The sequence below is a fragment of the Arthrobacter sp. CMU6 genome (assembly GCF_059090205.1).
In genome coordinates this window covers 12,468-37,347 of sequence record NZ_JBNHFL010000019.1, presented here as the reverse complement: position 1 = coordinate 37,347, position 24,880 = coordinate 12,468, and the positions used below count along the sequence as shown (strand labels likewise).

General features: G+C 64.5%; 25 protein-coding genes. 16 read left to right on the top strand and 9 right to left on the bottom strand.

Going from position 1 to position 24,880, the window contains the following annotated elements; translation table 11 throughout:
* The first annotated feature begins 1 nt into the window (after window position 1).
* On the top strand, window positions 2-907 hold the full coding sequence (locus AC5RWD_RS14355) for a diacylglycerol/lipid kinase family protein (protein ID WP_494020645.1): 906 nt from the start codon (window positions 2-4) through the stop codon (window positions 905-907).
* Between the two features lie 126 nt (window positions 908-1,033).
* Here AC5RWD_RS14355 and AC5RWD_RS14350 read toward each other — a convergent pair whose 3' ends face one another.
* From AC5RWD_RS14350 to AC5RWD_RS14330, 5 genes are all read right to left on the bottom strand, one after another.
* Complete coding sequence (locus AC5RWD_RS14350; RefSeq protein WP_494020644.1) at window positions 1,034-1,468, bottom strand: GNAT family N-acetyltransferase; 435 nt, start codon at window positions 1,466-1,468, stop codon at window positions 1,034-1,036.
* Between the two features lie 34 nt (window positions 1,469-1,502).
* Window positions 1,503-2,750, bottom strand: coding sequence for an ABC transporter permease (locus AC5RWD_RS14345; RefSeq protein ID WP_494020643.1), 1,248 nt, complete (start codon window positions 2,748-2,750; stop codon window positions 1,503-1,505).
* A 4-nt stretch (window positions 2,751-2,754) separates the two neighbouring features.
* A complete protein-coding gene (locus tag AC5RWD_RS14340) occupies window positions 2,755-3,684 on the bottom strand; it encodes an ABC transporter ATP-binding protein (protein ID WP_494020642.1) in 930 nt (309 codons plus the stop codon).
* Between the two features lie 114 nt (window positions 3,685-3,798).
* The gene (locus tag AC5RWD_RS14335) at window positions 3,799-4,401 is read right to left on the bottom strand and encodes a hypothetical protein (protein WP_494020641.1); all 603 of its coding nucleotides are present in this window, start codon (window positions 4,399-4,401) and stop codon (window positions 3,799-3,801) included.
* A 3-nt stretch (window positions 4,402-4,404) separates the two neighbouring features.
* Complete coding sequence (locus AC5RWD_RS14330) at window positions 4,405-4,605, bottom strand: hypothetical protein (RefSeq protein WP_494020640.1); 201 nt, start codon at window positions 4,603-4,605, stop codon at window positions 4,405-4,407.
* Between the two features lie 138 nt (window positions 4,606-4,743).
* On the opposite strand from AC5RWD_RS14330, the gene mpaB reads away from it, so the two are divergent.
* From mpaB to AC5RWD_RS14280, 10 genes are all read left to right on the top strand, one after another.
* Window positions 4,744-5,769: a daptide biosynthesis RiPP recognition protein gene (gene mpaB / locus AC5RWD_RS14325; RefSeq protein WP_494020639.1), complete on the top strand. Its 1,026-nt coding sequence runs from the start codon at window positions 4,744-4,746 to the stop codon at window positions 5,767-5,769.
* Entirely contained in the window at window positions 5,769-6,590 is an 822-nt protein-coding gene (gene mpaM / locus AC5RWD_RS14320; protein ID WP_494020638.1) for a daptide-type RiPP biosynthesis methyltransferase, read from the top strand. Before mpaB ends, mpaM begins: the two co-directional genes overlap by 1 nt.
* A complete protein-coding gene (gene mpaD / locus AC5RWD_RS14315; protein WP_494020637.1) occupies window positions 6,583-7,842 on the top strand; it encodes a daptide-type RiPP biosynthesis aminotransferase in 1,260 nt (419 codons plus the stop codon). Before mpaM ends, mpaD begins: the two co-directional genes overlap by 8 nt.
* Entirely contained in the window at window positions 7,839-9,062 is a 1,224-nt protein-coding gene (gene mpaC, locus AC5RWD_RS14310; protein WP_494020636.1) for a daptide-type RiPP biosynthesis dehydogenase, read from the top strand. The genes mpaD and mpaC overlap by 4 nt, the downstream gene beginning before the upstream one ends.
* Before the next feature lie 36 nt (window positions 9,063-9,098).
* Window positions 9,099-9,239, top strand: a complete 141-nt coding sequence (locus AC5RWD_RS14305) for a daptide-type RiPP (RefSeq protein WP_494020635.1) — start codon at window positions 9,099-9,101, stop codon at window positions 9,237-9,239.
* A 33-nt stretch (window positions 9,240-9,272) separates the two neighbouring features.
* Window positions 9,273-9,434: a hypothetical protein gene (locus AC5RWD_RS14300; protein WP_175305001.1), complete on the top strand. Its 162-nt coding sequence runs from the start codon at window positions 9,273-9,275 to the stop codon at window positions 9,432-9,434.
* A 165-nt stretch (window positions 9,435-9,599) separates the two neighbouring features.
* Window positions 9,600-10,340 carry an ABC transporter ATP-binding protein gene (locus tag AC5RWD_RS14295; RefSeq protein ID WP_494020634.1) on the top strand — a complete coding sequence of 247 codons (741 nt, stop codon included), beginning with the start codon at window positions 9,600-9,602 and terminating at the stop codon, window positions 10,338-10,340.
* Window positions 10,333-11,076, top strand: a complete 744-nt coding sequence (locus AC5RWD_RS14290) for a hypothetical protein (RefSeq protein ID WP_494020633.1) — start codon at window positions 10,333-10,335, stop codon at window positions 11,074-11,076. Before AC5RWD_RS14295 ends, AC5RWD_RS14290 begins: the two co-directional genes overlap by 8 nt.
* Before the next feature lies 1 nt (window position 11,077).
* Entirely contained in the window at window positions 11,078-12,751 is a 1,674-nt protein-coding gene (gene mpaP / locus AC5RWD_RS14285; RefSeq protein ID WP_494020632.1) for a daptide biosynthesis intramembrane metalloprotease, read from the top strand.
* A 145-nt stretch (window positions 12,752-12,896) separates the two neighbouring features.
* A complete protein-coding gene (locus AC5RWD_RS14280; protein WP_494020631.1) occupies window positions 12,897-13,316 on the top strand; it encodes a hypothetical protein in 420 nt (139 codons plus the stop codon).
* A gap of 32 nt (window positions 13,317-13,348) precedes the next feature.
* Here AC5RWD_RS14280 and AC5RWD_RS14275 read toward each other — a convergent pair whose 3' ends face one another.
* Both AC5RWD_RS14275 and AC5RWD_RS14270 read right to left on the bottom strand, forming a co-directional pair.
* Window positions 13,349-13,591, bottom strand: coding sequence for a helix-turn-helix domain-containing protein (locus AC5RWD_RS14275; protein ID WP_494020630.1), 243 nt, complete (start codon window positions 13,589-13,591; stop codon window positions 13,349-13,351).
* On the bottom strand, window positions 13,591-14,088 hold the full coding sequence (locus AC5RWD_RS14270; RefSeq protein WP_494020629.1) for a DUF2975 domain-containing protein: 498 nt from the start codon (window positions 14,086-14,088) through the stop codon (window positions 13,591-13,593). The genes AC5RWD_RS14275 and AC5RWD_RS14270 overlap by 1 nt, the downstream gene beginning before the upstream one ends.
* A 238-nt stretch (window positions 14,089-14,326) precedes the next feature.
* Here AC5RWD_RS14270 and rox point away from each other — a divergent pair, with 238 nt between their 5' ends.
* A complete protein-coding gene (gene rox, locus AC5RWD_RS14265) occupies window positions 14,327-15,775 on the top strand; it encodes a rifampin monooxygenase (RefSeq protein WP_494020628.1) in 1,449 nt (482 codons plus the stop codon).
* A 5-nt stretch (window positions 15,776-15,780) separates the two neighbouring features.
* Here the strand turns inward: rox and AC5RWD_RS14260 are convergent, their stop codons facing one another.
* The gene (locus tag AC5RWD_RS14260; protein ID WP_494020627.1) at window positions 15,781-16,422 is read right to left on the bottom strand and encodes a LysE family translocator; all 642 of its coding nucleotides are present in this window, start codon (window positions 16,420-16,422) and stop codon (window positions 15,781-15,783) included.
* A gap of 283 nt (window positions 16,423-16,705) precedes the next feature.
* Here AC5RWD_RS14260 and AC5RWD_RS14255 point away from each other — a divergent pair, with 283 nt between their 5' ends.
* Window positions 16,706-17,635, top strand: a complete 930-nt coding sequence (locus AC5RWD_RS14255; protein ID WP_494020626.1) for a hypothetical protein — start codon at window positions 16,706-16,708, stop codon at window positions 17,633-17,635.
* Window positions 17,636-18,422: 787 nt separating this feature from the next.
* Here AC5RWD_RS14255 and AC5RWD_RS14250 read toward each other — a convergent pair.
* Complete coding sequence (locus AC5RWD_RS14250) at window positions 18,423-20,612, bottom strand: S8 family serine peptidase (RefSeq protein ID WP_494020625.1); 2,190 nt, start codon at window positions 20,610-20,612, stop codon at window positions 18,423-18,425.
* A gap of 484 nt (window positions 20,613-21,096) precedes the next feature.
* Here AC5RWD_RS14250 and AC5RWD_RS14245 point away from each other — a divergent pair, with 484 nt between their 5' ends.
* The 3 genes from AC5RWD_RS14245 (at window position 21,097) to AC5RWD_RS14235 (ending at window position 24,505) form a co-directional block, all read left to right on the top strand.
* Window positions 21,097-21,573, top strand: a complete 477-nt coding sequence (locus tag AC5RWD_RS14245; protein ID WP_494020624.1) for a hypothetical protein — start codon at window positions 21,097-21,099, stop codon at window positions 21,571-21,573.
* A gap of 93 nt (window positions 21,574-21,666) precedes the next feature.
* Window positions 21,667-23,421 carry a hypothetical protein gene (locus AC5RWD_RS14240; protein ID WP_494020623.1) on the top strand — a complete coding sequence of 585 codons (1,755 nt, stop codon included), beginning with the start codon at window positions 21,667-21,669 and terminating at the stop codon, window positions 23,419-23,421.
* A gap of 112 nt (window positions 23,422-23,533) precedes the next feature.
* Entirely contained in the window at window positions 23,534-24,505 is a 972-nt protein-coding gene (locus tag AC5RWD_RS14235) for a hypothetical protein (RefSeq protein WP_494020622.1), read from the top strand.
* Window positions 24,506-24,880: the final 375 nt, after the last annotated feature.

Sequence of the window (24,880 nt, the reverse complement as noted above, 5' to 3'; positions counted from 1 at the left end):
AATGACAGCGAGTGAACCCGACCTGGCAGCCGCAACCCGTTTTGACCGGGCCGTCCTGATTTTCAACCCGGGTAAGCCCGGCATGGCCGCCCGGATTGAGGAGCTGCAGCGGGACCTGGCCGCCGGAGTGCCGGACCTGCAGCTTGATCTGCTGCCCACGGAGCACGCCGGCCACGCACGGGACCTTGCACGGTCTGCGGCGGCCGCAGGGTCCCCGCTCATCGTTTCGGTCAGCGGCGACGGCGGGTACAACGAGGTTGTCAACGGGGTGATGGACGTCCCCGGCAGCAGGGCGGTCTGCACGGTGCTCGCGGCAGGGAACGCCAACGACCATCACCGGAGCATGCCCGCAAGGCCGTTGCCCGAGGCTGTCCGCCGCGGCAGGGTCCGGGACATCGACCTGCTGCGCATCACGTTCACCGAGGCACAGCAGGTACGGGTTCACTACGCCCATTCCTACATAGGCTTCGGGCTTACACCGCTGATGGCCATCGGCATCGAGAGCGGCGGAAAGGGCAAAATCCTGGAACTCATTTCCGTCGCCCGCACGCTCTCTCATTTGAAGCCGTTCGAGCTGGTCCGTGACGACGGGGCTACCGCCCGCTTCGACAGCCTGATCCTGGCCAATATTTCGCGGATGGCCAAGTACGGAACGGTCAGCGAGTCGGACGGCCCCAACGACGGCCGGTTCGAGGTTGTGACGCTCCCCCACTCCGGGCTCTGGAAAATGGCACTGATGACCCTTCGCGCCGTGACGCTGGGACTCGGCAACCAGCCAAGCGTCAGCAGCTACGCCTTCACCACGCGGGGTGCTGTTCCCTGCCAGATCGACGGCGAGGTCAGGCACCTGCCCGCCGCCACCCATGTCCTGGTGGAAAGCGCGAAGGGCGCCCTGGCCGTTATCTGATGCCTGAATTCAGCTCCCATTCCCCCCGGGAGATCGCGTACTCGACGTCCCCGTGTTCATCGCCCGGAATGGACACCGGCCAGTCAGCGACGAAGGAACGCACCAGCCGCATCCCGGACTTCTCCATCACCCGCCGCGAACCCGCGTTAACGGCCATGTTGAAGCGACCACCCGCTGCACACCGAACTCGGCAAACCCCTTGGCGAGCAGCGCACGGGAACCCTCGGTGGCATAGCCCTTCCCCCAGGCCGGCCAGCGCAGCCGGTAGCCCAGTTCCGGCTGGTCGGGTGGATCACCCGGGGCCGGCCGGTAGTGGAACCAGCCCAGGAAATCCCCGGTTGATTTCTCGATCGCGGCCCAGAAGCCGTAGCCGGGGAATTTCCGGTAGTAGCCCAGGAACGCCGGAAGGTACTCGCCTTCAATTTCCTCCCGGGGCGTCGCGGCGCCGCCCGTGATGTACCGCATCACGCGCGGATCGCCGTCGAGCTCCACGAGCCGGTCCGCGTCGTCGGAAGTGAACTGCCGCAGCAACAGCCGCTCGGTCTCCAGGAAGATGCGCATGCGGCATTCTTGCACCGGCCGGCAGGTGTGTCAGCTATTTGGCCGTCAGTTCCTTCCGGCGGAGCGTCCCGCCGATGGAGAGCTTGCGGCCGTATTCGATGGAGCCGTAGCGGAACAGGTGCACGGCCAGGCGCAGGACGAGGATCCCGACGACGAATACCTCGGCGATCACGATGGCCGCTTCAACAGCGCCAAGGGTTCCGAAACCGTTGCGGAGCAGCGCTGTGACGGGGGCGGTGAGCGGGAAGTAGGTGAAGACCTGCACGATCAGGGCTTCGGGGTCGCTGACGATGAGGCTGACGGCGTAGAAGGGCACGAAGATCAGGGCCATCAGCGGCCCGAAGATGGTGCCGGCCTCCTTGGCCGTGGGCATGATCGCGCCAATGGCCACGAGCACGCCGGTGAACAGGGTGAACCCGCCCAGCAGCAGCAGCGCGCCGGTGATCATCGGGACAGGCTCGAACACCAGGGAGGACAGGTCCAGGTCGGGCAGGGACACTGAGTCACGGAACAGGAAGTAGGCGACGGCGATCGGCGTGAGGAACACCGCTATCTGGAGGAGCCCGACGGCGAACAGCGAGATGATCTTGCCGGTCACCAGGGTGGTGGGGTTCAGGGTGGTCAGGATCATTTCCGTGACCCGGTTTTCCTTCTCCTCCAGCGTGCTGTTGAGCATCTGGTTGGACAGCAGAATGATACTGACGTAGAAAATGACCAGGAACAGCAGCGGCGGTATCACCGAGCCGATGCCGCCAGAGACCCGGCCGTCCCGGTACGTTTCGGCGTCGAACTTCACTCCCCCGCTCAGGGCGGCGGTGACTTCCGGTGAGTTGACCCGGGACTTGGCAGCGGTGACGAGCAGGTGTTTGGCCACGGCCTCATACTTGCCGTTCTCGAACATGCCTTTGTCCGCGCCGTAGACCTTGACCGGTTCGGTGGCGGGATTGGCCGGGTAGGCGAAGTACGCCTCGGACCTGCCGTCCTTCACCGACTGGAGCGCGGCGCCGGGGTCGGCCGTCAGGGTTCCGCCGGCTGCCTGGGCGAGCGCTGCGGGGATGAGGCCGGAAGCATCCGTGTAGGTGAAGGTCAGCGCCGAGTTCTTCTGGGCGTCGGCGTTGGCGGAGGTGCTGGAGTTGCTGGCGTAGACGAGGGCGAAGATGATCGCGAAGACCACCGGGATGGCCAGGGTGGCGATCACGAACCCGCGCTTCTTGACGGTGCGCATGAACTCGAACCCGACGACGGTGCCCAGGTTGTGCTGTTTGAATACTGTGCGTGCCATCGTCCTAGACCTCTGCCATTTCGTGCTGTTCCCCGTACACCTGGATGAAGATCTCCTCCAGGGACGCCCGTGCCGTGGCGAAGCTGCGCACCGCCACCCCGGCTCCGATCAGTTCCCGCAGGACCGCTGTTTCGTCCGCCCCGGCGGCCGGGGCCAGCTCGGCCTGCCCGTCGGCGTCGCGTACCACGTCGTACAAATCCGAGGCGGGGAGGATGCCCTCGTAGCCCAGCCGGTACACCGTGCCGCCGAACTGGTCCTGGACTTCGTCGACGGTCCCGTATGCCCGGGAGGTGCCGTCCTTGAGGAGGATGACCCGGTCGCAGAGCCGCTCCACCTCCTCCATCTGGTGCGTGACCATGATGACTGTGGCGCCGGCGAGCTTCTGTTCCTCGATGATGTCCATCAGCAGCCTGCGGTTCACTGGGTCGAAGCCCTTCGTGGGCTCATCGAGGATGAGCAGGTCGGGGTCGTTCATGATCGTGACGCCGAGCTGGACCTTCTGCTGCTGGCCGCCGGAGAGCTTGTCCAGCCGGACGGCGGCCTTGTCCTCGAGGCCCACCCGCTCCAGGTACGTCTGGGACCAGGCACGGGCCCGGTGTTTGCTCAGGCCCTTGAGCCGGCCGAAGTAGACCATCACGTCCAGGACGGCTTCCTTCTTGTACAGGCCGCGTTCCTCCGGCAGGTACCCCAGCCGCGCCCCGTCCCGGGGCTCGAAGACTTTCCCGCCGATGTACAGGGTGCCGGCGGTGGGCTTGTAGATGCCCAGCAGCGCCCGCAGCGTGGTGGTCTTCCCGGACCCGTTGCTGCCCAGGAACCCGAACGTCTCCCCTGCCCGGACGTCGAAGGACAGGTCTTTCACGACCGTCGTCTCCCCGAAGTCCATGCGAAAGTTTTTGATCTGCACAAGCGGTTCCACCGCGTCCCCCAACGTCATGAGGCCAGCCTATGCGAACAGGTCTAGCCATCTATTTCTTACTCACCGCGAGCGCCTGCTTGCGCACCGGTGCTTCGGCCGGCATCGTTTCCCGGCTGCGGGCTACCTAACGTGCTACCTAATGGGAGCAGTGTCACCCCTGATGAGCCGGAGGATATCCGGCGGCGGATCCCCGTCGCGGCGCGGGGCGTGCAGGCAACGGCTGAAGTAAGCCCAAGGGAAGGACTGCTCTCCGATCCGTTGCCAGCCCTGTGCCTCCAAGTCAGAAATGGCCTTGGGGTTGGCGATGATCCTGGTATGTTCCCATTGCTCCGCAGACAACTGGATGCGGTGAAACCGCACCCCGAAACCCACAGAGTGCCACCCGAATTGCCCTACCTCCCGGAGCATCGTCATTTCGTTGAAAGCGTTGACCGGGTAGAGGCGCTTCACCTCCGGCACGTCGCCCACAAACGCTTGCTGCGGCCGCCCGAACCTCTGCTGGGCGGCCTGCTTCGATACCCCGAGGATGCGGCCTATTGCCTCCCAGCTGTGACCTGCACGGCGGGCCGAGTCAACGGTGGATTGCAGGATGCTCCGCGTCTCTTCATGCGCTTGGGCGGCCACTTCAAGGATCTCGGCATAGACATCTTCTCCCTCGCCCAGCCGCTTGGAGAGCTCCGGGGTCGCATTCGCCACAGCCTGGGCGATGGCGGCGGACAGGGAAACCGGGTCCATGGCCTAGTTGCTTGCCTTTCGAATCCCCACGATGGCAGCTGACACGAGCAAAGCGCCGCATATGAAGGCGATGACGGCAACAATCAGAACCATGGCATTCACTCCACCGCTGGCGGTGAACGCGAAATATCCCATGATCATGCCGAGCAGTGCGAGCAGTGAGCCACCGTAAGCGGCGAAGCCATTTTTCTGTCGAGTAGTCATGAGACCCATTAGAGCCGCCATCGTGGACATTCGTCAATATTTTCTTGACGCTTCGATGTGTTCAGCTATTTGCCGCCCGCAATTAAGCAAAACGTTAGCCTAACGATTGGATTTATCCCCCTTTGCCATGTTAGCTTCATGCCTGTGAATGGGGACACGCGGTCGATAGCCGCCAATTTGATGTCATGGGCTCGGGGCGCGGATGCGCCAAATGCGGGGTCGAAGGTCTTGGTGCTGGAAGATGCGTCATTGGTTTCCGACCTGGCGGGCCACGGATTTTTGACGGAAGCGGCGGCGTGCTTCGTGCCGGCCGTCGATCAGACTCTGCCCGTAAGCAGCGGCGGCACGGTATTCTCCTATGTCGGTGATTTCCGGGACCCGGACGCGGATATTCAGGTCGGTGAGGACTTCTACGTCCAGCAGCAGTCGTACGCCCTTTCTGAGTTTGTTCCTGTCGGCGGCCCGACCATCCTGCGAGCGTGCAGCGACGTCGACCTCGCAGCGTTTTACCGTGATGCGGACGCGGCCCGTTCGGCTGGGAAGTTTCCAGCCGCGCTGCTCCACCCACAGTCTCTCCTCGGTGACATACCGTCCCTAGGTTTCCTTCCCGGCACGGACGAGGTGACTCACGTCTATGTCGCCGGCTCCGGGGAAGTGTTCACCTCTCCATCGGGCATTCCCCTTGGTATGTTGGACGACACTCATCTGAGCTGGTCCCGGAGTTGGGTCTCCGGGTTGGATGAGGTCGGGCTACGGCCGGAAGTCGCCGCCCGTCCATGGATCAGCCGCTACATGTTGGCGGCGGACGCCCTCCGGCATGCGGCTGTCCGGGGGCTCCAGGGTATGCGGGTGTCAGGTTTCGGCGGACATCTGGTACCGGCCTTGGACGGGATCGAAGACCGTGTACCGGGGTCGTCGTCGGTGCTCCTCTTCAACAGCAGCGTCGCCCACCTGCATGACGGTGCCACGTCAAAGACCTACAGGCTGGGCTCGGACGCCGCCAAGTTTGTTGACGTCATGCTGGTCGTCGGATCGGACGCACCTGAAGCGGCCCGGATTCTGGGCTGCCCGGAATCGTTGGCTGAGGCTTCCATCCGTCAGATCCAGAATTCGTTCAGTGCCAAAGGCATCCGGTTCGGTTCCGTCCAAGGGGCGGCCCACTAATGGCACCGCTGCTGGAAGACATCAACGGCCGGGCAGCTGCCATCCTCGGCGATCTCGCCGACGTTGTTGTCCACGACATCTACGATCCCCTCGGCGCAAGGCTGTATGACGCCGTCGCGCTTCAGGACAGCCACGAGCTGCGGGAAATGATCGCGGTTGCCCGCCGTACAACGGGGCCGATCCTGGAGTTGGCGTGTGGAGCCGGGCGCTTCACGCTGCCGCTCCTTGCACTCGGCAGGGAAGTGACGGCAGTTGATCTTTCACCATCGATGTTGGCCATATTGTCCGACCGGATGGACTCGGGCTATGCGCACTTGTGGAGGAACCTAACGCTGGTTGAAGGTGACATCTGCGATTTCAACCCGGCGCAGAAGTTCAGCACGGTCATCTTCGGTTGTGTGACGGTGTCGCTTCTTGACGCAGGTGCCCGCAGGCGGCTGTTCCAGAACATGACGTCGGTCCTGGCACCGGAAGGACGGTTCTTCCTCTCCACCACCGTTACAGAGGGCGATGCTAGCCTCGACACCCCGGGGACCCCCGTCGAGAACGTGCAGCTGGTCAAGGACTCGGCAGGAACGCGTTATTGCCTGCATGAGTACATCGTGGCCGACAGGAGTGTCCGCGAAATCACCCTCATCCCGGAGGACACGAACACCAGCGGGCCGGTGGACGTTTTCACCACCGCGGTCCGGGTCCTGCCTCCGGATCAGCTGGTCACGGAGCTGCAAGAAAACGGACTGGCAGTCCTCAACACGCATCCCGTTAGAACGCCCGGATCGGCGCACGAGATCGTCATTCTGGAAGTGGGGCTCCATGCCTAGCGCTGTCTGGCCGTCACTACAGCCTCTAATGGAAACGAACGTGGCTTCAGCCGGGGTGGTCTCGGCGTCGGGTCACAAGATCAGGTTCGGGAGCGGCGATGAGGTCCTCTGCGCCACCAGCGGCCTGTGGAACGTAAACCTGGGCTACGGCAATGAAAACATTGCCGCCGCCGTCCATACGGCGCTCCTTGACTGCTCGTACTCCACCCTGTTCCGGCAATGGAACACGGCCGCGGAGGAGGCAGCGGTTGCACTGTTGAACGCGGCAGGGCAGGACCGCTTCGGGCGCGTAATCTACTCCACGTCAGGAAGCGCGGCCAATGACCTGGTCATGAAACTGGCCAGGCAGACCCAAGACCTGAGGGGGTTTCCCCATAAGCAACTGGTTGTGGCGTTGCGGGGCAGCTATCACGGCCTGACCTACGGCAGTTTCTCGCTCACCGGCGAAGACCTGGGGCAGCGACTCTACGGCGTCGATCAAAAACTCATTCGCCACATCAGCCATGATTCCCCCGAGGAACTCTCGTCTCTGATGTCGCTGCAGGGCAACCGAATCGCCGCGGTCGTGGTTGAACCCGTCCTGGGCACCGGCGCTTATCCGGTGCCGGACGATTTCCTCCAAGCACTGTTTGGCTTAAGGGAAAAGTACGGCTTCCTCATCGTGGCAGACGAGGTGGCCACTGGTTTTGGCAGGACCGGGCCGATGTTCGCCTCCCAGGCTTGGCCTGAGGGACCGGACGTCCTGATCACCTCGAAAGGCCTCACCAACGGCGCTTGCGCAGCGGCGGCAGTCCTGACGTCACAGGACATCGCCGGGCTTTTCGTGGCATCGGGAAGTGTCTTCACCCACGGTGAGACCCAGGCCGGAACGCCGGCCACAGCCGCAGCGATCCTTGCCACCTTGTCGGAGTTCGAACGCCTCGACGCCCTTAGCAATGGCGCGGGAGTGTCACAGCAGCTCGACACCGCTATCCATGAGCTGATGGCCAGCAACCCGGCCGTCACGGCACACCGCGGCCGAGGATGTTTCAGGGCGCTGGAAGTGGCCGGACCAGACGGTTCCCCGGTGGCCGGGGCCCACATAGCATCCCTTCTCGGGAGCATACAACGGGCCGGTGCCCGCGTGTATCCAGGGCCCCGCGGCATCCAGCTGATTCCGTCCCTGACCTACTCCCAGCAGGAGGTCAGGGAGCTCTTCGCGTCGATCACCGCGGGCCTTGCGGACTTCGGTTCATCAGGGGAGAGCGAATGAATAACACAGTGCGCACGGTCTTCCCAGGGCCTTCGGTTTTCACGTCCACACCGGATTTCATCAACTGGCTAACCGGCGCGGTCCGGACATGTCCGGATTTGCCCGTCCTGACGGTCATCGATCCAGCAATCCCCCCGTCCGCGGGCGGCAAGCAGTTGTTGCAGCAACTGCAGGGCGTGGCGGACCTGTTGTGTGTTGAACCCGCAACCGACGAAGCCGCTCTGCTGCAAACAGCGGAAAGGGCCCAGTGGGCGCAAGTAGTTCTGGGCGTAGGGGGCGGCACCGCGATGGACACTGCCAAGCTCCTGCCAGCGATCTGGCACCCAGGGCACCGGATGGCCATAACGTCCAGGTCCCGAGCCGGTCATGTCATGCTCCCGGACGGACCGCCAACCAGTCACGTCCTCGGACTTGTACCCACAACTGTGGGCACCGGATCAGAGTCCTCAATGAACGCCTGCCTCACCCAAGGCATACGCAAGCGGCTCATTTCAGGTTCTGGGCTCCGGGCAGACGCCGTGCTCCTGGACTCTGCCCTTACCGCGACGCTGCCCAGCCGACTGCTCCTGACCGGGGCACTGGAGGCGATCTTCCGGCTGTCGACCCCGTTCGTCATGACCGCCACGCCGCGGCGTTCCGCCGACACCTTCGCTCTGGCATCGATCCGCGCCCTAGTCGACGCCGGTAACGAGGCCCGTAGTTTGGGACTGGGAAACGACCCCGAACGATCCGGCCAGCTGCGCCGGGACATTGCTGAACTCAGTTCGTTCTCCCAGTCCGGGTGGAGCAACCTGGGCCGCAATTCGTATGGCACACTCCCCTGGATCATCGCGACCGAGCTGTCCATGGCCACTGGAGTAGCAAAGATGGAAGCGGTGGCAGCAATACTCCCGGCCTATTGGCGCAGGATCGAATCCGGAGATGGGCGGTTCGGATCCTCGGCCCGCCTCAGGGATGTCGGCCAGGCACTGGCAGGTGCTGCCAGGACTCCTGTTTCGTCCCCGGTCGCGGCCCTCGAACATGTCCTGTCGCACTGGGGGCTGGCCCGGCCCCTGTCGTTGCAGGAACCTGACATTCATCGCATCGCACAACAGACTTCGCGCGCCTGGGGAGGTGGCCTTCCAATGCTGCAGGGCCTGACCTCCACCGACGTCGCGGCCTTCCTCAGGGAAGCCGCCGGCGCGCACACGATGGGGGGACGTGCAACCGGTGCGGCCTAGAGGACCATTCGAAAGGGGGGAAACATGAACACGGAGATGACTAACTTGCCGCTGGATCTGGATGTCGCAGAGCTGGAAGCGATGGAAGCACCCGATTTCTGGGGCGGATTCGTCGTAGGCGTCGGTGCTGGCATCGCAGCACTCGGCACCGCAGCAGCCATCGTTGCACTGACCTAAACACTGCAAAAACAACAGAAACGGATGTCGAACATGCTTGAACTGATGGATGCTTCGGCCGCTCCCCTGGACCTCGCGATCGACGAGCTGGAACAGCTCGAAGCTCCCGGGTTCTGGGACACGGCAGCCGGCTTCGGCGCAGGAGTCCTCGTCGGCGCCGCATTGGTTGGCGGCGGCGTGCTGATCTTGACCTGATCTGACGCTGCAACAGGCGACGTGGAGCGGTTTACATAGCTGCTCCACGTCGTCTGCACCACCAGGCTGCGAACCTCAAGCGGCCAGGCCAACCCGCTCCGGAAGCTCGCCGCTGTCGTTAGCGGTCAGCAAAACCGATGAATACGCAAAGAAAGCCTCACATCCGTGGTTAAAATTCTTGAATTTGATAACTTCTCCAAGACGTACAACGGGCGGGAAGTGGTCAAGAACCTCAGCTTCAGCGTCCAACAGGGCCGCATTGTGGGCCTGCTGGGAAAGAACGGAGCCGGGAAATCAACATCCCTTCGGGGAGCGCTGGGGCTCATCCGGCCAACCTCGGGCCACGCCAGGATCCTGGGAGGCTCCTTCGCCGAACTCGGGACCCAGGCCAGGCGGGTCGGCGTCAGCATCGAGGGCGTTGGCCATACACCTGATGCCACAGTCGCCAGGGACCTCAGGGTCTGCACCCAGCTCCTGGGTCTGCCTGCATCCCGCCGTGACGAAGTCCTCGACCTGACCGGCCTCGACCATGCCCGGAATCTTCCGGTCAAGAAACTTTCCACCGGGATGCGTCAGCGGCATTCTCTCGCGGTCGCCATGCTTGCCGACCCCGACGTGCTGATTCTGGACGAACCCACCAATGGACTGGACCCGGAGGGCATCCACTGGCTGCGGACTTTCTTGCGCATGCGGGCTAATGAGGGAAGCACTGTTCTACTGTCGAGCCACATGCTCGCAGAAGTGGAACAGACCGTGGACGACGTCGTCATCCTTCAACAAACGCTGCGCTATTCCGGGTCCCTGCACGACCTGACCGCCGGCGGCCAGCGACGTCTCGAGGAATGTTTCTTCGAGCTGGTTCCCCCCACTGACTCTTCACTCCCGGAAGCGGCAAAAAATGCTTAACGGAATCGCATCCGAACTGACCAAACTGCGCACCGGCCACACCTTCCTGGCCTTCATGATCGCCGGCACAGTTTTCGTCGTCGTCGCCAGCTGGGGCATTCTCACCTCTGCCCATGAGGCGGCAGCCGGAACTGCCCTCGATGCGGTCTGGGCCACCACCGAAGTAATCCGTGGATGGTTTGCACTGTCCCTGGTGATAGCCATGTTCGGCGCATACTTCGTGGCGCGTGACTTCGCCCAGGGCACGGCGGCTCGCTCAATCGTCATGGGCGGCGGCCGGCGGGCGTACGTCATCAGCAAGCTCGCCTCGGGTGCGGTCATCGGCGCCATCGGCGCCGGAATCGGAGCCGCTCTTTCCCTGCCGTCAGCGTGGCTGCTCCTCCTCACCGAAAGTTTGAGCCCGTCGGTGGACCACACAGGGTGGATGGTCCTTCTCGGCTGCGCAGTCGTCAACTTCGCCGCAGGCATCTGGGGCGTCTGTCTTGGCCTATTGGTCCGGAACACCATCGCCAGCCTCGTCACAGTCTTCGGCCTCTGCCTGGTCGTAGAGCCGGGCGTCCAGGCGATTGCACCGGCAGCCGGTCGGCTCCTGATGACCAACGCCATGGGATCGCTGTACCTGGATCCCCGCTCAGGACTGCTCGAGGTCCCCCAGGCCAGCATCGCAGTGCTCGGATGGCTTCTCGTTCTAGGCATCGGCGGGTATCTGGTCACCCTGAAGAAAGACCTGACGTAGGTTGGCAACGACCCAACCGCCGGCTCCGTCCGCTTCCCAGGTTCCGCGGTTGCGAAGTGACTTGGAAGTAGAACCCTCAGGAAAGGATTGGACTGTCTCCGACGCGGAGGGACGGATTTTCAGAGTGTCCGCAGACATTGCCGCGCTTCTGAGATCCATAGACGGAGTCCGGACATGCCAGGAGCTGGCAGGGCACCTGCTTAGGCAGACAGGGCGGCAATGGACGCCCGCGGCGGTGGCCCAGGCCCTGGAAACGTTCTCCGCCAAAAGGTGGCTGGACGAAGGCAGGCAACAAGCAGGAAAACCACGGCGGATCCGCTTTGTCCCACCCTTGACGCTGCAGATCGGGATCTTTAGCCCCGCTCCCTTCCTCGGTCGCATCAAGCCAGCACTCGACCGGCTGATCGCGACCAGGACGGTAGCGATTTACATTCTGATCATCTGCGCGGGCGGAGTAGTCCTGGCCGCCTCCTCACGGGACGCCTGGCACGCGCTGACCGCACCATTGCCCCTATCCACCTATGTTGCGGTCGTAGTGGCGATGATGTTCTCAACGATGCTGCACGAGATGGGACACGGAGCAACCCTCACAGCATTTGGCGGCAAACCCCGCCAAATAGGGTTCATGCTCTTCTACCTCACCCCTGCGTTCTTCTGTGATGTCTCGGACGGCTGGCGGCTGGATTCGAAATGGAAACGGGTGTCAGTCGCATTGGCAGGCATTGTCACCCAGGGTGTCCTTGCCGGAACTGCCAGTCTTCTTTCCCTTGCCGCGGGCACACCTGATATCAAATCCGGACTCCTCGTATACGCGGTCCTCGGATACACGTCCGGCATTATCAACCTCATTCCCTTCGTCAAACTGGACGGTTACCTGGCCCTGATGTCATACGTGAACATCAGTCACCTGCGTGACAAATCACTGCGGGATGCCCGCCGCATGATCTCCCGTGGGTTGTTCGGCCACGCCACCCCCTTTGAACTGCCCCCGCTGCGGCGGTTCAAGGTTTTCGGGGTGCTGTGCATGCTGTTCCCGGCCTATCTGATCATCACGGCCTTGTCGCTCTGGCTCGATGTGATTGCGAAGTTCGGTGGCTGGGGAGCGGTGATTGCCCTTCTTATCGTGACACTCGTCCTGGGACGGGTTGCTGCCGGCTACCTCAACATCGTCAAAGAAGGCTGGGACCGGGAGCGATCCAAACTGCGAATCCTGGCTGTGACTGCCCTGCTGACAGCGGCGACGGCGGTCTCTGCCGCGTACGTGCAGATACCGGCCACCGTTGAGGCCGGCTTCGTCAACGATTCCACAGGACCCGGAATTGTCTTCGAACAAGGAGACACGGTTCCAGCACTCCGGGTCGGACAGGCTGTCGAGATTTACGGATCCGGCCTGATCGGCATCCGGCCTCTCGGCACCCTCAGGGTGGAAAGCGGGCAAGCAGACACAAGATGGGTACCCCTGGATGCAATTGCACCTGTCACCATCGACGGAGCCCGGCTTAACGCAGTGGTGATCCCTCTGGAACGCCAAGCCGCCAGTTTGCTCCCGTCATCCGGAACAGCACGCATCCACCTTGGAAGCAAGAACGGCTACCAATGGTTCCATGAAAAATACATCCAGCCGGTCATTACCGCCGCTGCTGCGCTTGAAGGGACGACGGCGGACCAACCCTGAGTTTCGTCTGCAAGCCCGCTGTCCTGCCCCAACCGGCCCGGTCACTCCACATGGAGTGGAGCCGGCCGGCCACCCCGCTTCGGCCCGCGAAATCCGCCCTGGGAAGGTCTCGCCAGCGGACCGGCCCCGCGAGTAGCTTTGTGCCATGACTGAAGACTTCGACCTTTACGCGGAGGAATCGCAGGAAATCGCGAACGATCCGCGCCGAATCGGGTACTGGTTCTTCAGGGCGCTCCATGACAGGGCAAAGAACCTCGACGACCTGCATCTGATCGTCACGCCGGAGTCCCGGCCCAGTTGGGGATCCTTCGAAATCGCCGCCGCGCTGCTGGACTCCCTCGAGGACCCCGGCATGCTCCAGGAAGCCGTCTACGCCGAGGGGGACCTCGACGTCTGCTACATGCGTGTCATCCGGGAAGCCAAGGAGCACACGTTCATCACGCCGGCCACACTGCTGGACGACCCGCTGCTGATCACGCTCGTGTGGCGGCCGGACCACGGCCGGTGGATGGTTCATGGCTTCGGCGACAAGGTCCACCCGGACACGGTGCCCCGCGGGGTTTAGCCCACGGCGTCTAGCCCCTGCGGGGTTCCGCTTTAAGGGTGAGTTCCGGCCGCCGGCTCCGCAGCGGGATCGTCGTCGACCCACTCGAGCAGGTCGCCCGCCTGGCAACCCAGAACCCGGCACATCGCGTCCAGGGTGCTGAAGCGGACGGCCTTGGCCCGGCCGTTCTTCAGCACCGCCACGTTGGCCGGGGTGATCCCGACCCGCTCAGCGAACTCCCCCACGCTCATCTTGCGCTTGGCCAGCTCCACGTCGATGCGCACCACGATCGCCATCAGATCACCCCCTCCATCTCGGTCCGCAATGACGTCGCCTGCCGCAGCAGGTCCCGCAGCACCACGATCAGCAGAACCAGCACGGCACCGATCAGCGTGATGCCGATCAAGACCATAGGCATCCCGGGATCGCGCAGCTCGGGGGTGAAATAGATATAGGCGACGAGGGAACCGGCCATGGCCGCCAGCAGCAGCCACGCCGCGATGAACGCCCACATGATCACGTCCACCCACCGCAGCGAGGCCGGGGTGAAGATCCGGTCACGCTGGACCAGGGTCAGCAACCGCCAGATGCAGACGATCACAACCTGCAGGCACAGGGCTTCCAGTTCCGAGAACAGCAGCATCGGCCACCGCCAGGGATCCGCCCCCGGGCCCTCCTCGGTTGTGAAGAGAAACTCGCCGGGGAACGACATGACCTGGGCGACCAGCAGCCCGAGGAACACCATTACCAGCAGGACCCTGAGCGGGAGGACCAATCGACTAACGATAGACATGGCTTCATAGTCTTGGTTTTTCTATCGAAAGTCAATATGACACGGCGGTTCCCGCCGTCAGTCCTGTGGGGTGAGGAGGGCACGAGGTCACCCGCGGTTGAACCCCGGACAAACAAAAGGCAGGGAGAACTGATCTCCCTGCCACTTTCAGGATATCGCCCGCCAGGGGGCTTGCGGCAAGGCCCCCACCCTCCGCCAGAATGGGTGGCCGCGCCTACTTACTGGATTGGGGTTTCACATGTTCGACGTGATCATTAGCGGTGGCGGGCCCACGGGGATGATGCTGGCCAGCGAGCTGCGGCTGCACGGCGTGGACGTGCTCGTGCTGGAGAAGGACGCCGAGCCGAGCCAGGCCGTCCGCTCACTCGGCCTGCACCCGCGCAGCATTGAAATCATGGACCAGCGCGGGCTGCTGGACAGGTTCCTTGCCCTGGGGCAGCAGTATCCCGGTGTCGGCCGCTTCGCGGGGATCGACAAACCCCTCCCGGCGGACCTGGACACCGCCCACGGCTACATCCTCGGCATCCCGCAGCCGGTCACCGACCGCCTGCTGGCGGAGCGCGCCGTCGAGCTCGGTGCGCAGGTCCGCCGCGGCTGCGAGGTGGCGGGCTTCGAACAGGACGGGGACGGCGTCAGCGTCGAGCTTGCCGACGGCGAACGGCTGCGCTCAAAGTGGCTGGTCGGCTGCGACGGCGGCCGCAGCCTGGTCCGCAGGCAGCTGGGCGTCGGCTTCCCCGGCGACCCCGCCACGACCGAATGGATCCACAGCGAGATGGAGGTGACCACTCCGCCGGACGAGCTGGCCGAGCTGGTGGAGGAGGTCCGCAAGACCCACCGGGGATTCGGCGTCGGCCCGGCCGGCAACGGGCTGTTTCGCGCCGTGGTGCCGGCGGCCACCGTGGCCGAGGACCGCTCGGTCCCGCCCACCCTGGAGGAGCTCCGCACGCAGCTGCGGGCCTACGCCGGCACCGACTTCGGCGTCCATTCACCGCGCTGGATCACCCGCTTCACGGACGCCACCCGGCTGGCGGAGCAGTACCGCGCTGGCCGGGTGTTCCTCGCCGGCGACGCTGCGCACGTCCACCCGCCACTGGGAGGGCAGGGGTTGAACCTGGGCATCCAGGACTCGTTCAACCTCGGCTGGAAGCTCGCCGCCGAGGTCAAGGGCTGGGCGCCGGACGGACTGCTGGACACGTACTTCACGGAGCGCCATCCGGTCGCCGCCGGCGTGCTCACCATCACCCGCGCGCAGAGCGAACTGATCTCACCCGACCCCGGCCCCCAGGCGGTGCGCCGCCTGCTGGCCGAGCTGATGGAGTTCGACGACGTCAGCCGGTTTCTCGCCGAAAGGATCAGTTCCATTGGGGTCCGGTACGACTTCGGCGAAGGGCCCGAACTGCTCGGCAGGCGGCTGCGCGACATCCCCCTCTCAAGGGGGCGCCTCTACGAACTCACCCGTGACGGCCGCGGGCTCCTGCTCGACCAGACGGGCAAGCTCACCGTGACGGGCTGGGCGGACCGGGTCGATTACGTCGCGGACACCAGCGGGGAGCTGGACGCGCCCGCTGTCCTGCTCCGTCCGGACGGCCACGTCGCATGGATCGGCGAGGACCAGGACGATCTCCTCCGCCACCTGCCGAGATGGTTCGGAGCCGCCGTCGGACGCCCCGCGAAAAGCGGTAGGTAAGGGGGCTAGCTGCTCGCGCCCGAGGCGATGACGCCGGCGCCAAGGCCGGCGATGATGCCGCTGCTGGCACGTTCGACGCCGGTCCTCACCTTGGGGCGCCGCAGCCACGCCATCGCCTTGTAGGCGATGAGCGCGACGACGGCCAGGTAGGCGAACGCGATGACCGCCTCCACCGAACCCAGGATCATCGCCGTGGCCATGGTGTCGCCGCCCTGCGGGATGAACTGCGGAACCACCGCCAGGTAGAAGAGGCCAACTTTGGGATTGAGCAGCGTGGACAGCGTCCCCGCGCCGAGGCCGGCGAGCCTGCTGTACCGGAGAGTGTCTCCCTCGTTGCCGCCCGCCAGGCCCTCCTTTGCGGCCTTGCGCGTTTTGAGGAACGAGGAAATGCCGAGGTAAAGCAGGTAGAGGCCGCCCGCGATCTTGATCCAGCGGAACACCTCGGCTGACTGTTCCAGGATCGCGGCCAGGCCAACGCCCACGAGGGCCGCCCAGGCGATGGCGGCAACCGCCGAGCCCGCCGCGGCCGCAATCCCTGCACTGGGCCGGTTCATGGCGATGCGCAGCACCAGGAACGTGTCCGGTCCGGGCGTCAGGGACAGCATGAGGCACAGTCCGGCGAAGGCGGCGAGCGAGGCGAGGGTCATGGTGAGGATTATTCCTGAAAGTGCCTTCCTCACCCAAGGCGCTGCCGTGGCCCCGTGCGATAACCGGGCCGACGCCGCTCCCCCATGGAGCGGCGCCCGGTCCAGCACCCGGCCCAGAGGGACGGCTTAGGACGCCGCGTCCAGGGTGCGGAGTCACCGGGGCCGCCTCGGCGTCGGCGGTGAAGTCCGACGACGGCCCTGACGTTTCGTCCTGAACGGACGGGCCCAGCCAGTCACAGAATTGGCCTGTTGTTGCGGGCCAATGTAACGTTTGAGTCACCGGTTGGCGCACACGCCCGGCAGAACATTCTGGATTGCGTTTCGTGTGGTAAGTCCCCAGGGGGCAGTGGCCTTAGCTTCGCCTCAGACCGGGACCCCACTTTCGGGCAGGACTCGTTTCCCGGCGGCCTGCCCGTTTCGCACCCCCGAAGAGGATTTTGTTCTCATGCGCAGGAAATGTCTGCTGTTCGTTGCCATGCTCGCCGTTCTGCTCGCCACGTCGGCGTGTGGAACTGATACCCCCGCCCAAGTGTCATCCCCACAGCCGGCAGGCTACGCGGACGGCGGCACCGGGAATGGCCCCAATGCCGGGACGAGCTCCAGCAAGGTGCTGGAAATCGGGATATCCCAGTTGAACGCGGCCGAGGCCGCAAGGGCCGCTAAGGCCAAGTCGGTCGCAGCAGCCAAAGCCAAGTCAGCCGCAGCAGACGCCCAAGGCAACCGCAAGGGCGCAACTGCAAAGGCCACGGCAGCAGCTGGGAAAGAAAGCAAATCCCTAGCCAAGAAAGAAAGAAAAGCCGCCCCAGTTAAGAAAGTAAACAAATCCGCCGCACCCAAGAAGAGCACGGTCGGGGCGGCGGCAAAGACACCGCTGCCAGGCTCCCACGGCCTGAAGCCTGCCGTGCCGCTCCCTGTTCTTCCCAAGGCACCTGCACCCGTTCCGCCATCATCTGAAAAGATCGATCAACAGGGGAAACACCCCTGCCGTGAGGGCGATAAGGCACACCGTGCAGACTCCGGCATCGCGGTCGATGTGTGGATCGGTGGCCCGTGCCCGGATGGACAGGGCGAGGACGACTGCGGCAGCCGTGACACCGATTTTCGCGCGCCGGTCCTCAATCCGGCGGGCAACGACGTGGTGGCACCGGGCGCAGACGTGCTCCACGACGCCACCTGCGAGTCCGGTGACGGAGGCGCTCTCCTAAAGAAGTAGCAGCAGGCCCGCAGCGCTGCCTATCCGAGCCGCTGCCGGCAGCGATTCCGACTTCGCCTCCCAACCGTCGGCCCTGCCAGTGTCCGGACCTGGGCCCCGCCACGAGGCAGGTAACGAAGGTCGCGGGCCCCACCCTCTTCTTGTCCCGCCGACGGAGGGTGGGTACGGGGGGCTGGCGCCTGCCCCATATCGGTGTGAGGGACAGGGGCGTGGCTGGTCTCCGTGTACATGGGCGCTCCTCAGGGGTTCCGCTCCGGTTCCCGGAGCTTTCCCCCTGATCCTGCCCACCAGGGCTTTGGCACTTCTGTCCCGGTGCTGTGCGGAGGCTGTGAAGACCTTCCTTGAGCCAGTGCTATTTGCTCAAGTTGGTTCCGCCCGCGCCAAAGGCTCGCCCACGAACTCCAGCCAGATCCATTCCTGTCGGGTCCGCCATAAACCTTCGACCATATACGCTGTGCCACCCGGCCGGCGAAAACTCCCGTTCGAAAGTCCAGTCGGTGTCACCATCGACTTGAGCAAGGACGTGCAGAGTTCCGGACTGTCCCACCCGATAGGCGTATGACTTTCCCCCGCCGGTGTAATCCGTTCTCTGCCCGTTGAAAGTTACGGAAACGTCCGCCATGGCTGACCATCCTCCCCATTTCTCAGTCTTGATTGCCTTGGTAACCCTGACTATAACGATCGCGAGCGTTTGCAACCAGCGATACAGCGGACAAACTCATCCGCGGTGCCGCTTGAAGTTGCCGGGGCCAGTATCATGTTCTTTTCTTCCTGCGAAAGCGGAAGCTTAGCCCCACCCGGTCCCGGCTGCGGTCCGGCCGGAGAACCCGCCAAGCCCGTTGCCCCGGTACAGCCAGAGCGCCCCGCTGGTGTCCACGGCCAGGACGTCGGTCTTGGCGTCGCCGTTGTAGTCGCCGCGCCCGGTGAGGACGGTCATGGTGTTCCAGCCGGCACCTACCCGCGCCTTGCTCCCGAAGCCTCCGCGGCCGTTGCCCGGATAGCGCCACAGGACGCCGCCGGTGTCGCGCGCCAACAGGTCAGGCTTGCGGTCGCCGGTCAGATCGCCGGGACCCACGACGGCGGTCATGGCGTTCCAGCCGGAACCGGCCTTCGTCCGGGCGAGGCAGCCGCCGCGCCCGTCGCCGGGGTACAGCCAGAAGGCGCCGGACGCGTCGCGGGCCAGGACGTCCGCTTTCCCGTCGCCGTTCAGGTCGCCGGAACTGACGACGGCGGTCATGGCGTTCCAGCCCGACCCAACCTTTCGCTGCGACAGCCACCCGCCTTGCCCGTTGCCCGGGTACAGCCACAGTCCGCCGGCCCCGTCGCGGGCGAGGATGTCCGCCCGCCCATCGCCGTTGAAGTCTCCGGGGGCAATGATCGAGGTGAAGCCGTTCCAGCCTGAGCCCACCTGCTTGCGCGCCAGCCAGCCGCCACGGCCGTTGCCAGGGTAGAGCCACAGGAAGCCGGAGCTCTCCCGGGCCAGGACGTCGGCCTTGCCGTCGCCCGTGAAGTCACCGGCGGCGAGGACCGGGCTGAAATAGAGCACCGCCCCGGCGGCGTCCAGCCGGCCGGCGCCGCAGCCCTGCGGGCAGCCGCCGGTGATGGGCTTGGCAGTTCGCTTCAGGCGGGCTTCGACGGCAGCAGGGGTCGCCGTCGGGCCCATCTGGGCAAGGAGCAGCGCAGCTGCGCCGGACACATGCGGTGCCGCGGCGGAGGTGCCTTCGGCGAAGAAGTAGTCTTCATGGTCGACGGTCTTGGAGCCGTTATTCAGGGTGGAGAGGATGCCGTTGGGGACGCCGCTGTCCTCCTCCCCGCCGGCGTCCGGCGTCATATCGCCGCCGGGTGCTGTGATGTCGACGGTGGGGCCGAAGTTGGAGTAAGGCGCGAGGGCCCCGGTGCGGCCGGTGGCCGCTACGCTGATGACGTTGTCGCAGTTGGCGGGGCTGGACGTGGACGCCTGGGCCATCTCGTTGCCGGCTGCCGCCACCACGACGGCTCCCCGGGCGGTGGCCGCGTCGATGGCGTTCTGGAAGGTCTGCGGACACGTGGGGTTCTCGGGATCGGTGCCGCCCAGGCTGAGGTTGATCACACGGGCGGGATTCGGGTTGGGCTCAATTCCTTCCACCGTGCCTCCGGAGGCCCAGACAATGGCGTCGGCGACGTCCGAGAGCTGTCCGCCGCAGGGTCCGAGCACGCGGACGGGCAAGATCTTGGCTTTCGGAGCGACGCCGGCGGTGCCCTTGTTGTTGCCGGTGATGGCGGCGATGATGCCAGCCACGTGCGTGCCGTGCCAGGAGGACCCCATCTCCGAGGCCCCGTCGACACACTGTCCGATGCTTGACCAGTCGCCCATGTCAGTGGCGTCGGTATCGCGGCCGTCGCCGTCACGGGCGTCATCGGCATTGGTGATCATGTCGTAGCCGGGCAGCACGTTCGAGCTTGGACTGTCGTTGTCGTCCAGGTCGGAGTGCTTGGTGATGCCGGTGTCGATGACGGCCACCACCTGCCCGGCGCCCTGAGTGACATCCCAGGCGCGGGCAGCCCGGATGCCTCCGGTTTCGGCAGACAGGTTCCACTGCCAGGGGAAGTATGTGTCGCTCGGGTCGGCGGCTTTCGCCTGCAGTTTTACGTCCGGCTCGGCGTAGGCGACGGCGGGGTCCGCGCGCAGCGAGGCGAGCAACTTCTCGGCCTCGCCGTCGTCCAGTTCCTTGCTGGTGCGCACCACACGGGCTCCGCCGGCGGTGGCGCGCAGGTCCTTGGCGGTGGCGCCGAGCTTGCCGGCCGCGCGGCTAAAGGACTGGGTGCGCAGCGCGGAGCCGGCGGGGGCGGGGTCCGTGAACTTCACGATGAACTGATCTGTGGGCGGGGTGGCTACAGACGGCCTGCGCGGAATGTATGGCAGCTGCGGATCATGGGCTGCCGATGCAGGCGGGGCGAGGAGGGCCGTTGCTACCAGACCTGCGATCGCGGAGGACATGATGGCAGCAGTGAAACGTGTTCGGCGTGTAAAAAACATCGAGACCATCCTGTGCGGCGCCCTTTAACAGCACCATTTATGTGGCGCGGCCCCCAGCCGCATTCAGGATCGAGTTTAGCCCGGCACGGAGTATTCCTGCCTGCGGTACATGCCCACCAGGCCCTTCTCGGCCTGTCGCGGATCCGGCCCAGTAGAGCTGCCGGTTTGGTCGTGCGTCGGTTACTAGGCCAGGCGAGCACGAGACCGGGAGCAGTCAGATAACACAGGCCTTCCCTGGATAAGGGAGAAATGCGTCAACCCTTCGGCAATTTTGAGCATAGGCAGGGGCGGTGGAACCGCCCCGTCGAGGGGGCGTGATTTCTTGATGGAACCTTGAGCGCCCCTTGGCTGCCACTTGATGTTCACGCGGAATGCTCTAGGCATCAAAGACCGGGCAGGCGCCGCAGAAGCGAGCGACAGGGCCGCAAACAACTCAGGGGACATCATGGCAAAGATCGCAGGACGCAAGAAGCGCATCATCGTAACCACCGCAGTGCTGGCCGCCGTCGGCGGCGGCGCCGCCTTCGCATACTGGAGCTCGATGGGCACCGGCGACGGCTCCACAGCCACCGGCTCTGACACGGAGTTCACCATCACAAGCACCACCACGGCCACCGGCGGCCCGCTTTCGCCGGGCGGCCCCACCCACACCATCAACTTCAGCGTCAAGAATCCCGGGTCGGGCACCCAGCACCTCACTGCCGTGACGCCCACTGTTGCTGACACCGACGGCGTGGCCTGGACCAGTGGATCCTGCAGCGCAGATGACTTCACGTTCTCGGCAAACACCCTCACCGCTCCTGTCGATGTTGCTGCAGGCGCCACCGTCACCGGCTCCGTCAAAATCCAGATGATCAACCGCAACGTCAACCAGGATGACTGCAAGGACGTCACGGTTCCCGTGCACTTCGCCGCGAGCTGAAGGCGAAACGGGCTGACGTACCTGGTCAGTAGCTCGGTTTTCAGTCTCCGCCGGTAGACCAGCCTTCCGCCCACTTCGTGTTCAGAGGTCGACATGTCAGCCAACAGCACCAGCTCCACCAGGGCCCCACGGGCGCCTCGGGCGGGGCTGGTGCTGTTTAGGCGCTCGGCTATCCGTTTCACAGCCGTCGTCGCGTCGCTTCTTATGGCGGCGCTGGTGGGGGCTCCCGGGGCATCGGCCTTCTGGAAGTCGATGGGACTGGGAACCGGAAGCACCGTGACCGGGTCACTTTTAGCACCCGCCGACGTTACCGTTCCATCCACAGTCATAGGTTCCGTGACGGTCAACTGGACGGCGTCCGCCGGGTCACTGGCGCCTACCGGCTACTTCGTCACCCGCATCACCGGCAACGCCACGGCACCGGCCTGCGGCAGCAGTCCCGCAGCCCTCCTGGCAAGCACGTCCTGCACGGACAACGCTGCACCTGTGGGCACCCACCGTTACATGGTCACTGCTGTATACCGGTCCTGGACGGCAGTCAGCCCGGCCAGCGGCAGCGTCGCGGTGGTTTTGCCCGGTGCAAACCAACTGGCTTTCACAATATCCCCCGGAACCCAGATAGCGGGGACCACCTTCAGTCCGTCCATTTCGGTCTCGGCAGTCAATTCTCTGGGACTCCCGGTGACGGGCGTTCCTGTTACCGTGGCCCTCGGCACAAACCCGGGGGCAGGCACACTGTCCGGCACCGTGACAGCTTCCACTAATATCCTCGGTGTTGCCACCTTTTCATATCTCTCCATCGACAAAGCCGCTACGGGCTACAAGCTAACGGCTTCCTCGCCCGGCCTGACAACCGTTACCAGCGCGGCCTTCAACATCACACCGGCGGCAGCGAAGACGCTGCAGATCACCACGGCTCCTGTCTCGGGGGCAGCCTCTGCCACGGCCAGCCTTGGCCCCATTTCCGTCCAGCGGCTGGACGCCTACGGCAACCTGGTTACTGCAGGTAATCTCGCAGTCGGACTCTCCTCCAGCGCAACTGGAACCGGCACATTCGCCGCGACCGCCGGCGGACCGGCAGTCACTACCGTGACCATCCCCAACGGGTTATCGGCAGCATCCTTCCGCTACGGGGACACCAAGGCCGGAACACCCACGCTCACTGCCAGCAGCACCGGCCTGGCAGCGGCAACCCAGGCGGCAACCATCACCGCCGGCACAGCCGCGAAGCTCGCTGTGCTCACCGCGCCTCTGACGGGAGCCGCATCGACGTCCGCCACCCTCGGTCCAATCACGGTTCAGAGGCAGGATGCATTCGGGAACCCCGCCACGGCGGGCTCCACCACGCTGCTCGTCTCCTCCACTTCCGGGACTTCAGTCTTCGCCGCCAGCCCCTCAGGCGCTACGGTGACCCAGATGACCCTGGGCGCCGGCGCGTCGACCGCGGACCTTTACTACGGGGACACGATGGCAGGATCCCCCACGCTGACCTTCAGCGCTACTGGGCTCGCCACCGCGACCCAAACGCCAACTGTGTCCGCGGCACCGGCGTTCAAACTGAGGTTTGTTGGCCAGCCTGCCAGCTCAGTCGACAAGAACTTTCCGTTCACTCCGGCGATTTCCGTCGAAGTCGTTGACCAGTTCAACAACCGCACGGCCAGCACCGCGTCCATAACCCTGGCTACAGTCGCCCCTTGTCAGATCAAGGGGGCGACCGTCCACACGGCCGCTGCGGGCTTGGCTACCTTTGCTGACCTGCAGCCCCAGGGTGCCGGTTCCAACTGCACGCTAACCGCAACCAGCGGAACGCTTACGGCAGCCAACAGCTCTGTGTATTCTGCTAAGTAGGGCATCCTTCTACCCTGTTTTCCATGTCCTGCGGGTAGGGCACCCAACTATGTCCACGGCCGGTCTTAGCCAACAAACCACTGCCCTGTAGGCAGTCTCCTGGGGGAACATCATGGAAGATTCCGGCAACGTCGGCATACATCGCCGCGGTCTTTTCAATCTCGGACGCGCGGCAGCCACAGGCGGCGGGCTGCTCGCCCTAACGGCAGTCGCGGCACGTCCGGCCGCGGCGACAACCCTCCCCGCGCCCACCCCCGAGCCGCTACCCTCCGAGACTGCGGAGCCGGTTCCGACGGCCCCTCCCGTGGCCACCCCGGAACCGGTGCAAGAGTTCACCAAGGCCACGATCGGCCTGTCCGAAGTCGACAACACCTCGGACCTGAACAAGCCGGTCTCTATCGCCCAGCAAGCTGCCCTCGACGGCAAGGCAGACGACAGCGGATTGGTTCGCGGCGCCGATGGAAAGAGCTACCGCGTCGTTGCCTGTGCAATCCGCAACGCAGGCCAAGGGTTCCAGGTCATCAACGACGCCGCCCACACGCCTGTCGGAGTCAGCGCAATCTCCACGGCGAAGGACGGCATGTCCGTCACCATCAGGCTCAGCTTCCAAGGCGCCACCGTCAGCTCGGTCGTCGTGGCTCCCGATGAAACACTGGCAGCCGCAGGCTACGTGGTCGGCGCCTCAGTAGGCCTGGGCACCATCACCCTGTTCGCCTCTCAGCCGGGCGGATTCGGAGACTACGTGTCATGGAACGGGTCCAGATGGGTGTCCCTGAATGGTTTGGTCACCAGCACCTCCATGAACCGGACAACCGGTCTGATCACCTGCACCCATGCCAATATGTCCTCACCCTTTGGCGGCTCGGTGACGTCCAGAAGCCTCACGAAACGCGCCAATATGGAGGGTGTATCCGCCACGAGCACGACCCTCTACCTCGTGGATTCTGCCGGAAAACCAGTCAAAACACCCACCACGGACTCCCGGTTCTGGATCACGCGGACGGGCGCCCGTCGCGCCAGCATGGCCCAACTCGCCAAAGCCGGCTCCATCATTTGGGTGTACGGCATGCTCGAAGCTGACTGACTTCACTCAGGCAAGCCAGCCAGAAACGACCCAATCGGTGTGCCGAGACACCCCGCGTGGGTGGGCCCAGCCGAGACCAAGGTGTCGGATCTGGACCGGCCCATCATCGTAGGCCGATGCGAACATCCCTTCAGGGTGAGTCGTCCAAGTTAGTCATGGCGTTCTTCCCGTCGGCGTGCGGTGTCCCGGCTGTGCCGTTCCCTGACCGTATTCAAGGCTTCTAGATAATCCTTATATCCTGCCCCGGCCAAGCGTGACATCGCTAGAACCGACAGCGTTGACGGTGACGGTCGAAAACTGAGCCATTGTGACGGCTTAACGTCTAGCGGTGGTTGCAACACCTGAGCGATTAGGCGTTGCAATTGGGAGAGATGA